A 12,000-nucleotide genomic window follows, 5' to 3' on the forward strand; every position below is an offset into this window, starting at 1 on the left:
GCCGGTTTAATCGTGAATGGCACAACAATGAATTCTTGAATCCGGAATGAAAAATCGGACCGATGTAAGTGCGGGTAAATAAAGAAAAAATCTGTTTAATGGCGAATGGCTGCGTAGTGTGTCAATTCACTGCGTGTTGTTCGCTTGCGACGCACGCCTGGCATGCCTGTCTGGCTTGATTTTGCGCGATCGTTCCGGTGTCGGAAGATTCATTCTGTTTTCTGCAAAGCACTCTTCCAGTTAATGTGATCTATTGCAATGAAATACGGTTCTACAATTCGCCTTACCCTTTGACCAAGGGTGTCTTTTTCATCTTTTATACGCGGCCTTCGGGCCGCGTTTTTTTATTCTGCTTTTCGAATAGATTGAGAAATCACGGTAAATCTCGAGATCGGACGTCGCAGCGGGTGAAAGGCCCGGTTCGCCTTGTCCGTTCGTCAGAGGGCCGGGTTCGGTGCGGGCGGGGCGGGTAGAATTGCGTGCTCGAAATGTGTTTCTGCCCCACGAACGTGAGTAAACCTGTCATGACCGATATACCCCTTCCCTCGTCCGACGACGCTGCCGACCTCACGACGGAAGGCGCGCCCGAGTTGGGCGATAGCGTGCATGAAGCGCGCTTGTGGCGCGATGACGGCTGGACCGCGCGCGTCATCAAGAACGAAGACGACGAAGGCTGGGCCGTCGCCATGATCAAGGACGGCGAAGCGGAACCCGCGCTCGTCGGGCCGTGGACGATGGGCCGCAACAAGAAAGATCCGAAGCCGCTCGACACCTCGGCGTTCAACACGCTGGTCAAGACCGCATCTGAGGTGCTGCGCCGTCACGAGCAGCAATTGCGTGCGCAACTCCATAAGGAAGTGCGCGTAGCGACCGCGGACGGCAACGGCGAACTCGACATTACGCTCGACATCGTCCCCGACGAAGACGAGCCCTACGCGTTGCTCACCGCGCTCGACACATTTGGCGAGCAGCTCGCGCAAGTGCAGGTGGCGCCGAACTTCAAGCTCAGCAAGGCAAGTGCCGCGGCGTGGGTCGAAAACGAATTCCGCCGGCCGGGCTAAGGTCAGTCAGCCGTGAAGACCGGCAGGCGACCTTTGACACTCGGGTAAACATTACTAATCACTGTCAATATACTTTCATATTCACTTCATAGAATCCTCGCGTCATAGCGGCGCGAGCGTGAACCATCCGGTTTGGGTCTGAGTGCGTGCCGACTGTGCATCCACCCACACTACTCAAACTCTGGATCACGACAACATGGCCGAGCCCTTCGACCTTTCCCGCCGCAAGGCCCTGAAACTTCTCGCTGGCGCACCCATGTTGCCGTTAGGCGGCCTCGCCACGGCGTCGATGCTGAGCGCCTGCGGTGGTGGCGACGAACTGGCCGCGGCGCCGGCTACGCCCGCCACGCCGGTCGCGAATTTCAGCGCGGCGTCGTTCTCCAGCATGGCGGCGCCGTCGCTGGCCGACCCCGCGCAGATGGCCACCACGGCCGTCGGTTCGGCCCTGACGGTGTCGTACTCCGATGGCTCGCAAAAGGCCTACAAGCTCGCCTATCAACCGTTCTTCATGACTGGCGACCTGGTGCCGGACGGCAAGGGAGGCACGGTGCTCGCCGGCGGTTACTTCAATATCGACAATCAGCCGATCTACGACGATTCGGTGCCCGCACAGCGCCGCCAGTTCTTTTCGGATTCGCCGGATGGCACGTCCTTGCTGAAGATCGACGGCGCGAAAGTGGCCGGCGTGAAAGGCAACACCGTGTTCGCCGTGGTCCAGTTCGAATACACGACGTCGGCGCAATCCGGCACGAGCATGTATGGCCGCCTGCCTTCGCCCATCGCGGTGCTGACACTCGATCAGGACGCCGCGACGGGCAAGCTCACGCTCGTCAAATATCACAACGTGGATACGTCGCCGGCGAACGGGTTGTGGATTACGTGCGGGGCGAGTCTGTCGCCGTGGAACACGCATTTGTCGAGTGAGGAATACGAGCCGGACGCGTTCACCACGAGTTCGAGCAATCTCGCGCAATACAAGGCGTTCAACGACAACCTGCACGGCAACACGAGCACTACCTTCAATCCCTACCTTTACGGTCATTTGCCCGAGATCACGGTCAAGGCCGACGGTACCGGCACGGTCAACAAGCACTACTGCCTCGGGCGCATTTCGCACGAACTGGTGCAGGTAATGCCGGACAACCGCACCGTGCTGATGGGCGACGACGCGACCAACAGCGGCCTCTTCATGTTCGTCGCGGACAACGAGAAAGACCTGTCGGCCGGCACCCTGTATGTGGCCAAGGTGGGCGCGGGCTTCTCGGTCGATCCCGCGGCGGCAGGCGCCGATTTGAAGTGGCTCAAGCTGGGTCACGCGACGAGCGCGGAAGTCGAGGCGATGGCCAAATCGAATCGTCCGCAGGATGTGATCGACGTCAAATGGAGCGATCCGGCCGACGCCCGCTACAAGAAGATTTTCGCGAGCGGCGTCGCGCAGTGGGTCAGGATCATGGACGGCAAGGACAAGGTCGCCGCGTTCCTGGAAACGCATCGCTACGCGTATCTCGCGGGCGGCAGCATGGGTTTCACGAAGATGGAAGGCACGACGGTCAACATCAAGGACAAGGTCGCGTACTCGGCGCTGCAGAACATCGTCGATTCGATGGTGAAGGGCAGTTCGAAGGGCTGGAACGCGGAGAGCAACATTTCAGTCGATGCCGCGATCAATGCAGGCGGCGTGCTTCAACACAAGCTTGCCGGCGGCCAGAAGGACGATCAGGGCGCGGCGATCAACAGCGAGTGGGTGCCTGTGCATACGAGCGCCTTACTGGTCGGCAAGGACCTGCCGGCCGCCGACGCGCTCGGCAATCTGGCCGATCCGGAGCGTGTCGCCAACCCCGACAACCTGAAGTTCTCGGAAAAGCTGCGCACGCTCTTCATCGGCGAGGACAGCGGTTATCACGTGAACAATTTTTTGTGGGCTTATAACGTCGACACGAAGCAACTGTCGCGTCTGCTATCGACGCCGGCGGGCGCTGAATCGACGGGGTTGCATGCAGTCGACGAGTTGAACGGTTGGACCTACATCATGAGTAACTTCCAGCACGCCGGCGATTGGGGCAGTCAGCATACGAAGGCGCTGAAGGATGCACTGGAGCCCTTGGTCCGCGCGAATTACAAGGATCGGTTCGGGGCGTCGGTGGGGTATCTGACGGCAGATCCGGCGGCGGTGAAGTTGTAAGAATCAAGGGCATGGCATAGGCCATCCGGCCGAGGCGCCGACTCGGGGGAATCTCGCGATAATTTGCGGTTTCCCCCGCGGCATCGGCGCAAAATGGTCGATCTGCCGCCACCACTTGCCGGGACCGGCTTGCAGTAACCCGCCTCAACTCCGCTTGCAAAAAATCGCCGTAATCAGCGGCGCGACGTGATGCACGATGGCCGTGCTGCCCGCTGCGGTCACAGCGGCCTTCACCTTGGCTTCGCTGCCGAACACGACCACGCCATACGCCGAACTGGCGACCGGGTCGCCGTCGCCGACACGAAACATCGGATCATCTTTTTCGTAGCCGACCACCGCGAATACACGAAAGCCGTACGCGGTCATCGCGGCGCCCTGGGCCGGCGAAAAAGCGTTGATCGAATTGCTCTCCACGCGCGTCGGTTTCGGGTCGATCAGTTGTTGTTGAGCGAGGTCGGCAATGAACTGGTGTCCGCTTTCATTGCAAGCGAGCGGCGTGTCGAGCGATGCAGCGTGACTGGTCAGCGGCAGGGCGGCGAGTAGCGCAAGGAGTGCAGAGCAAAAAAGGCGTTTCATAAGCGTGAACAGCGGCCTGAGTTCGATGTAGTGAGTTCGCAACGGGCGGCGGCAAGGCGCCGGGATCCGAAAAACGTTGCGCATCGAAACGAACCCACGCGACAGACGCAACTGGATTGGCACTTTATATCGATTCAGCAAATTTTGCTCGGCCGAAAGCATAGCGCGGTAACGTGCGAATCTCAAAGAAACGTGCGGGAAGAAAGCAATGTTTCTCGATCCCGTATATATTTCCGGGTTATGAATTCGCGACCCCAAACTCCAATCAACGTTCCGCCGCCCAGAACATGGGACGCGCGGCTCGCCCGCCGCCTCGTGACTCCGCTCGTGAACACGTGGGTCACCCCAAACCATCTGACTACCCTGCGTTTGCTGATCGGGCTCGCAGGCGCGCTGTGTCTGGCTCACGGCGACTTTGCCTGGGCCAATGCGGGCGCCTTCCTGATCGTGCTGTCGAACTTTGTCGATCATACGGACGGCGAACTCGCGCGCATCGGCGGCAAGTCGAGCCGGATCGGTCATTTTTACGACCTCGCCTGCGACGGGATCGTGACGATCACCTTGTTCATTGGCATGGGCATGGGGGTTGGCGCTGCGCAGACGAGCGCATTGAAAGTCGCGCCGGGCTGGCTTGGCGCAATGGCTGGCGTGGCGATTGCCCTGATCTTTTTCTTGCGCATGCGGATCGAGGAAATGGCGGGCAAGGCGGGCACGAGGCAGGCGTCGGTCGGCGGTTTCGAAACCGAAGACGTGCTGTACCTGCTGCCGATTGTCACGCTCACCAGCGTGGTCATGCCGTTCGTCGTGATCGCATCGATCGGCGCGCCGCTGTTCGCGCTGTGGGTCGTGATCGATTTTTGGCGCGTGGCGCGCCGTACGGCCAGCCTGTCGCCGGTTGCGGCAGCCGTCGCGCCGGAAGCCAGTCGAGTGTGAGTCAGGACATGAGTACGCCCGCCCAAGACGACGTGATCGCCCCCGTGTCCGTCGAGCAATCCAAAGCCGCTTCACCGGCAGCACCGAACGCCGACCGCGCGGTCGCGAGCCGCACCCGCGCGTTCGACAATCCGCGTCTGCGCAAAGATTTCGCCGATCAAGGCGCGTTCCTGTACCTGGAAGATTTTCTGGCCCCCGAAGTCACGGCGCAGTTGGTCAGCAGCGCCCGCGGCCTGCTCGACGAAGTGAACCGCAACTATCTGCCGGGCCACAAGCAGGGCGGCAGCGTGAGCCGTCACACCATCGACCGCCTCGCGCCGTTCATCGCCGAGTTGTATCGCTCAAAGGAACTGATCGGCTGGCTCGAGCAGATGAGCGGCGACAAGCTGCAGCTTTCGCCCGTCGACGATCCGCACGCGTACGCGCTCTACTACTACACGCGGGCTGGCGACCACATCGGCTGGCACTACGATACTTCGTACTATGACGGTCGCCGCTACACCGTGTTGCTCGGCGTGATCGACGAATCGTCGTGCCGGCTCGACTACGAATTGCACACACGCAATCCGGATGTGCCGGATCAGCCGGGCTCGGTGCAGATCCCGCCGGGCGGCCTGGTATTTTTCGACGGCGACAAGCTGCGCCACCGCATTACGCCGGCCAGCGCGAACGAAATGCGCGTCTCGCTTACGTTCGAATATGTCACCGACCCGAATATGCGGCCGTGGCGCCGCTTCATCTCCAACATGAAGGACGCGATTGCGTACTTCGGGTTCCGCCAGGTGTTTCGCCAGATGACCGCGCGCGGCAAGGATCGCGCATGAGTCGCGCGGCTTTGATTCTGCTGTCGATCGGGACGGCGCTGTTTGTCGGCCTGCTGGCCTGGCAGGGTTTCGGCTCGGTCGCGTCGACGCTGCTCGCAGCGGGCTGGGGCCTCGCGCTGGTGGCAGTGTTTCACATCGTGCCGCTCGCGCTGGACGCGGCTGCGATCTCGGTGCTGTTCCATCGTCGCCGTGACGGCGTGCATCACGATCTGACCTTGCGCGACGCGCTGTTCGCCCGCTGGATCGGCGAATCGGTGAATAGTCTGCTGCCGGCCGGCCAGATCGGCGGCCCGGTCGTGATGGTGCGGCAACTGTCCCAGCGCGGCATGCGCATGCGCGACGCGGCCGCGTCGATCACGGTCAGCACGACCATGCAGGCGCTCGGGCAGATCATTTTCGCGCTGGCCGGCCTGTTGCTGTTCGGCGCGTACGCGGCGCACGGCGCACTGCACGATTTGCGAACCGCCACGCTGATCGCCACGGGCGTGCTCGGCCTGATGATCGCCGGCTTCTACTATGCGCAACGGCGCGGCCTGTTCGGCCGCCTGCTCGGCGTGGTCTCAAGAATGTTCGGCAAGCGCGACTGGTCGGCTCTCGCCACCCGTGCGGAAGCCGTCGACGCCGCCGTCGAGGCGCTGTATCGCGAACGTGGCCGGGTGGCCGCGAGTTTCGCGTTCAGTCTGCTGGGCTGGATCGTCGGCACGGTCGAGGTATGGCTCGCGCTGCGCTTTCTCGGCCATCCGGTCGACTGGGTCGACGCCTTGCTGCTCGAAAGCCTGGGGCAGGCCATCCGTGGCGCGGCCTTCATGATTCCGGGCTCGCTCGGCGTGCAGGAAGGCGGTTATCTGCTGCTTGCGCCGATGGTCGGTTTGCCGCCCGATGCGGCGCTGGCATTGTCGCTCGCTAAACGCGCGCGGGAAATCCTGTTAGGCTTGCCGGGCCTGCTGGTTTTGCACTTCACCGAACGAAGCTGGCAACGGCGGCGCGCCACTGGGCGCGTGCCGGTCGTCGATTAATTTCCGTATTTTTTCAAAGGACTGCGCATGCGTGCCATCATCCTCGCAGCGGGCCTCGGCCTGCGTCTCCAGCAACCGCCGCAGGCTCAGTTCCCCAAGTGCCTCTTGCAGTTCGACGGCATGAGCCTGCTCGAGCGGCATCTGCAGATGCTTGAAACCGCTGGTGTGACAGACGTCGTGCTGGCGCTCGGTTTCCAGCCGGAGTCCGTGCAGGCGGAACTGGAACGCATCAACTGGCCGCATCCGGTTGAAACCGTGCTGAATACGCGTTTCGATCTGGGCAGCGTGCTGACGATGCACACGGTGGCCGATGCGTTGACGCGTGGTGGCGACGTGCTGGTGATGGACGCCGACGTGCTGTACGACGAGCGCATCCTGAACGCACTGGTGGCGGGCGAATCGGTGAACCGTCTGTTGATCGACCGTGACTTCGAAGCCGGCGACGAACCCGTCAAGCTATGTCTGAAAGACGGCGTGCCGGTCGAATTGCGCAAGCAGCTGGCCGTCAATCTCGAGTACGACACCATCGGCGAGTCGGTCGGCTTCTTCCGGTTCCGCGAAGAAACCGCGCGACGTTTCGCGCAGATCGTGGCCGGCTACGTAGACAGCGGCCGATCCAACATGCCGCACGAAGAAGCGGTGCGCGACCTGCTGCTCGAACGCAGCCAGGTGTTCGACACCGCCGACGTGACCGGCGCGCCGTGGATCGAAATCGACTTCCCGAACGACGTAGCACGCGCAACGGCCGAAATTCTGCCGCAGTTGCAACCGCTGGTCAGCGCGTCGCGCTAATAACCCGGCGCTGAGTCCTGCCGCCCGCAGTTTTCGCGGGACGACGCTTCACCATGAGCCGGCTCGATGCCGGCTCATTGCTTTTCCGGCCCCGAGCAGCGCCCCATATCGCCGACGCGATGCCATAATCGACGCTTTACATCGACGGCCTAGCCACCCGTCGTCATGCCAATGCCTCTCGCTTTAGGCACCTTCATTGTTCCGCTCATCGTCGCGTGCGCGATGTTCATGGAGAACGTGGACGGCACGGTCATCGTGACGTCGCTGCCGGTGCTGGCACGCGATCTCGGTCAGGACCCCATCACCCTCAAGCTGGCCGTGACTGCGTATGTCATCGGCCTCGGCGTGTTCATTCCCATCTGCGGCTGGGTCGCGGACCGCTTCGGTTCGCGCACGGTGTTCCGCACGGCCATCGGCGTCTTCATGGCCGGCTCGCTGATGTGCGCGGCTTCCACTTCGCTCGGCACCTTCGTGGTGGCGCGCTTCGTCCAGGGTATCGGCGGCGCGATGATGGTGCCGGTGGGACGCATCATCATTTTCCGCTCGGTGCCGAAGTCGGACTTCATTCGTGCGGTCAACTATCTGACGGTGCCGGCTTTGCTCGGTCCTGTGGTCGGGCCGCCGCTTGGCGGCTTCATCACGACGTATCTGCACTGGCGCCTGATCTTCTTCATCAATATTCCGATCGGCCTGCTCGGCATCTGGCTGGCAAACAAACATATCGCCAACGTGCGCGAAGCGCATCCGGGCCGGCTCGACTGGACTGGTTTCATCCTGTCCGCGAGCGGGGCGTCGCTGTTCATGCTGGGGCTTTCGCTGGTAGGCGGCGAATTGGTGACAAACGAGGTGTCGGTCAGCATGTGTGTGATCGGCGCCGTGCTGCTCGCGATCTACTGGTTCTATGCGAGCCGCGTCGAATTGCCTGTGCTCGATCTGCGCTTGCTGCGCATTCCGAGTTTTCACGCAAGCGTGGTGGGCGGCTCGCTGTTTCGCATCGGACTCGGCGCGGTGCCGTTCCTGTTGCCGCTGGCCTTGCAGGAAGGCTTGGGCATGACCGCTTTCAAGTCCGGCTCGATCACGTGTGCCTCGGCGTTCGGTTCGATCTTCATGAAGGCGGCGGCCTCGCGCATTCTCGAACGCTTCGGCTTTCGCACGGTGCTGATGTTCAACGCCGCTTGCGCGGGTCTCGCGATTGCGATCTATGGCCTGTTCTTCCCCGGCACGCCGCATTGGCTGATCTGGTGTGTCGTGCTGTTCGGCGGCTTTTTTCCGTCGCTGCAATTCACGTCGCTGAATACCTTGGCCTATGCGGATATTCCAAGCCGCGACGTTGGTCGCGCGACGAGTGTCGCGAGTGTCATCCAGCAGATTTCGCTGGGGCTCGGCGTGACCATCGCGGGTATCGTGCTGCAGATTTCGCATAACGTGCAGGGTCATTCGAGCATCGTTTTCTCCGACTTCTGGCCGGCGTTTCTCGTGGTCGGTCTGTTCTCTTTTCTGTCGATTCCGATCACTGCGCGTTTGCCTCAAGGTGCTGGCGATGAGATCGCCCGCGGCAGTCGCGGGCGTGCATAACCGCTCGCCGCACCTGAAATTACAGGGTGGGGCACGCGCCTTGCTACCCACAGCGTGGCAAGTTTGCTGGAAGCTTTGCATCGCGCGCCGCCGGTCCCGGTTTTACACGTTGCAGCAGGCTATTCATGAAAATCTGCCGCTACGCAAGGGACTCGCCCGCAGGTCGTCAGCCCAAGGCAGCTTGAATTATTTTCAGACGACAGCTGTCCCGGGGGACAAACAATGAAGTGGTTGAGCAACGCTAAAACGTCTGCGAGCGGGTTTGCGCTGATTGCACTCGTCTCTGTGTCGACCGGCTTTCTGGAGGCCACACCGGCCTATGCGAAGGCGCCTAAAGGTCAACCCGCCGTACTCACCGCCTCCGCAATCGCGGTTGCGGATAAATACAGCGCCGATGCCGCCGAGCAGATCTTCAAGGAAGGCGGCAATGCCGTCGATGCGGCTGTCGCCATCGCCTTCACGCTGGCCGTGACCTATCCGGAAGCGGGCAATATTGGCGGCGGCGGGTTCATGACGCTGTACGTCGACGGCAAACCGTACTTTCTCGACTATCGCGAACGTGCGCCGCTCGCGGCGACCAGGAACATGTATCTGGACGACAAGGGCGCGGTCATTAAAGGCATGAGCCTGTTCGGCTATCGCGCCGTGGGCGTGCCGGGCACCGTCGACGGTATGTGGCAGGCGCAACGCCGCTTCGGCAAGCTCAAATGGAAACAGGTGCTCGCCCCCGCGATTCAATACGCGCGCGATGGCTTCGTAGTCGATGCGCAATTGCAGCAACGCCGTGACGATGCCGCGAAGGACTTCGCGGGCAAGACCAACTTCGACACCTACTTCGGCAATCTGAAAGAGGGCGTCAATTTCAGGCAGCCCGATCTGGCGGCTGTCTTGCAGCGCATCTCGGATGAAGGCGCGAAAGACTTCTACTCCGGCAAGACCGCCGATCTGATCGCGGCGTCGATGCGCGGCCACGGTCTGATCACGAAGGCCGATCTGCAGCAGTACAAGGCCGTCTGGCGTGAACCCGTTCAGGCCGACTGGAACGGCTATCGCGTCTACACCGCGCCGCCGCCGAGCTCGGGTGGCATCGGTCTCGTGCAATTGCTGAAAATGAAGGCCGACCTCGCGCCCGACTTCAAGGGCGTCACGCTCAATTCCCCGCAATACGTGCATCTGATCGCGGAAATCGAGAAGCGTGTGTTCGCCGACCGCGCGCAGTACCTCGGCGATCCCGACTTCTACAAGGTGCCGGTGGCGCAATTGACCGACGACGCGTATATCGCCAAACGCGCCGCCGAAGTCAATCCGGGCGCACCGTCGGACACGAAGAGCGTGCAGGCGGGACTCGGCACCAGCATGCCGGAGAAAGCGGAAACCACTCATTTCTCGGTGATCGACAAATGGGGTAACGCGGTCTCGAACACGTACACCCTCAACGGCTATTTCGGCTCGGGCGTGGTGGCCGACCGTACGGGTATCGTGCTGAACGACGAGATGGACGACTTCTCCGCGAAGCCGGGCGTAGCGAACATGTTCGGCGTGGTGGGCAGCGACGCGAATGCGATCGAACCGAAGAAGCGTCCGCTCTCGTCGATGACTCCAACCATCCTGACCCGGGACGGCAAGGTCTCGCTCGTGATCGGTACGCCCGGTGGCTCGCGTATCTTCACGTCGATCTTCCAGGTGATCAACAACGTCTACGACTTCAACATGCCCTTGCCGGATGCGGTTGCCGCAATGCGTTTCCATCACCAGTTGCTGCCGCCGAACACGATCTTCTGGGAGCCGTATAAGCCGATCGACGGCGAGCTCGCGAAGCAGATCGAAGCCAAAGGCTACAAGCTGGAAGGGCAGGATTTCAGCGGCGACATTCAGGCGATCAAGGTGAACGGCGATACGCCGGAAGCCGCCGCCGATCCGCGCGGACGCGGTGTGACGCGGGTGATCCCGTAAGCGCTTGTCAGACCGACCCGGGCGGTGCTTCGCTGCAGAAGCACCGCCTCAACTCACCTGTTCGACCGGCGTCAAATTCAACTCGAGACGCTGCGCACCGCGCAGCACCGTCACGTTGGCCGGCCGATCGATTTTCGATGCATCGAGCGTGCGCTGCAGGCTATCCACGTCCTGCACGGGCTGACCATCGATCGCGATGACGGTGTCGTCGGTGCGCAATCCGCCGAGTGCGGCGGGGCTGCCCTTGACGATCTCCATCACATACACGCCGCTCTCCGAACTCAGGCCGAAGTAACGCTGCACACGCCGTGACAAAGGACGTGTGGTGCCGGCCACGCCGATATACGCGCGCCGCACACGGCCGTGCGCGAAAATCTGCATGATGACCCACTTGGCGGTGTCGATTGCCGTGGCAAAGCAGATCGCCTGCGCGCCCGGGATGATCGCCGTATTCACGCCGATCACCTGCCCCGCCGAATTGATCAGCGGACCGCCGGAATTGCCTGGATTGAGCGCCGCATCGGTCTGGATCACGTCGTAAATCATGCGGCCGGAATCCGAGCGCAGCGAACGGCCCAGCGCCGAAACCACGCCCGTTGTCACGGTTTGCGCGAGACCGAGCGGATTGCCGACGGCGATCGCGATCTGCCCCACGCGCAAGCTGGACGACTGGCCCAGTTCGACGTGCGGTAGCGGTTCGGGCGAGCCGATCCGCAGCACGGCCAGATCGCTGCCGGGATCGTCGCCGACCAGATCGGCGTCGAATTTTGCACCGTCGGCGAGCGTCACCTGAATGTGGGTGGCGTTGTGCACGACGTGGCTGTTGGTGAGCAGATAGCCGTCGGGCGTAAACAGGAAGCCTGAGCCGGTGCCGCCGCGCGTGCGGCCGGGCGGCTCGCCGGCAACACGGCGTTCCACGGAAATGAAGGCGACCGCCTGCTGTACGCGATCCAGTGCGCCGATCACGGTGCGAGAATAGGCGTCGAGCAGGGCTACGTCGGATAATGGGTCGAGTGAATGTGGCCCGGGTGCGTCGGATGCGGCGCGCGACAGGTCATCGATGAAGCGCGGGCGGCTTCCCATGGCGA

At 62.1% G+C, this 12,000-nt stretch carries 10 protein-coding genes; 8 read left to right on the plus strand and 2 right to left on the minus strand.

Annotation, left to right across the window (positions count from 1 at the left end; genetic code table 11):
* Nucleotides 1–524 precede the first annotated feature (524 nt).
* Both FQ705_RS09630 and FQ705_RS09635 read left to right on the plus strand, forming a co-directional pair.
* Nucleotides 525–1,061: a hypothetical protein gene (locus FQ705_RS09630; RefSeq protein ID WP_144140184.1), complete on the plus strand. Its 537-nt coding sequence runs from the start codon at nucleotides 525–527 to the stop codon at nucleotides 1,059–1,061.
* A gap of 196 nt (nucleotides 1,062–1,257) precedes the next feature.
* Entirely contained in the window at nucleotides 1,258–3,243 is a 1,986-nt protein-coding gene (locus FQ705_RS09635) for a PhoX family protein (RefSeq protein ID WP_144140186.1), read from the plus strand.
* A 144-nt stretch (nucleotides 3,244–3,387) separates the two neighbouring features.
* On the opposite strand, the gene FQ705_RS09640 is transcribed toward FQ705_RS09635, so the two are convergent.
* Nucleotides 3,388–3,819: a hypothetical protein gene (locus tag FQ705_RS09640; protein ID WP_144140188.1), complete on the minus strand. Its 432-nt coding sequence runs from the start codon at nucleotides 3,817–3,819 to the stop codon at nucleotides 3,388–3,390.
* Nucleotides 3,820–4,059: 240 nt separating this feature from the next.
* On the opposite strand from FQ705_RS09640, the gene FQ705_RS09645 reads away from it, so the two are divergent.
* The 6 genes from FQ705_RS09645 (at nucleotide 4,060) to ggt (ending at nucleotide 10,912) form a co-directional block, all read left to right on the plus strand.
* On the plus strand, nucleotides 4,060–4,752 hold the full coding sequence (locus FQ705_RS09645) for a CDP-alcohol phosphatidyltransferase family protein (RefSeq protein ID WP_144140190.1): 693 nt from the start codon (nucleotides 4,060–4,062) through the stop codon (nucleotides 4,750–4,752).
* Between the two features lie 8 nt (nucleotides 4,753–4,760).
* The gene (locus FQ705_RS09650) at nucleotides 4,761–5,576 is read left to right on the plus strand and encodes a 2OG-Fe(II) oxygenase (RefSeq protein WP_144140192.1); all 816 of its coding nucleotides are present in this window, start codon (nucleotides 4,761–4,763) and stop codon (nucleotides 5,574–5,576) included.
* Entirely contained in the window at nucleotides 5,573–6,592 is a 1,020-nt protein-coding gene (locus FQ705_RS09655; protein WP_144140194.1) for a flippase-like domain-containing protein, read from the plus strand. The genes FQ705_RS09650 and FQ705_RS09655 overlap by 4 nt, the downstream gene beginning before the upstream one ends.
* A gap of 27 nt (nucleotides 6,593–6,619) precedes the next feature.
* Nucleotides 6,620–7,384, plus strand: coding sequence for an NTP transferase domain-containing protein (locus FQ705_RS09660; RefSeq protein ID WP_144140196.1), 765 nt, complete (start codon nucleotides 6,620–6,622; stop codon nucleotides 7,382–7,384).
* 171 nt (nucleotides 7,385–7,555) lie between these two features.
* Nucleotides 7,556–8,959, plus strand: a complete 1,404-nt coding sequence (locus FQ705_RS09665; RefSeq protein ID WP_144140198.1) for an MFS transporter — start codon at nucleotides 7,556–7,558, stop codon at nucleotides 8,957–8,959.
* A 222-nt stretch (nucleotides 8,960–9,181) separates the two neighbouring features.
* Entirely contained in the window at nucleotides 9,182–10,912 is a 1,731-nt protein-coding gene (gene ggt / locus FQ705_RS09670) for a gamma-glutamyltransferase (protein WP_144140200.1), read from the plus strand.
* A 48-nt stretch (nucleotides 10,913–10,960) separates the two neighbouring features.
* On the opposite strand, the gene FQ705_RS09675 is transcribed toward ggt, so the two are convergent.
* Nucleotides 10,961–11,995 (minus strand): S1C family serine protease, encoded by a 1,035-nt coding sequence (locus FQ705_RS09675; RefSeq protein ID WP_144140202.1) that lies wholly within the window; start codon nucleotides 11,993–11,995, stop codon nucleotides 10,961–10,963.
* Nucleotides 11,996–12,000 lie beyond the last annotated feature (5 nt).

Origin of the sequence: Paraburkholderia sp. BCC1884, assembly GCF_900996225.1 — a bacterium.
In the GTDB taxonomy this organism is placed as follows: Bacteria; Pseudomonadota; Gammaproteobacteria; order Burkholderiales; family Burkholderiaceae; genus Paraburkholderia.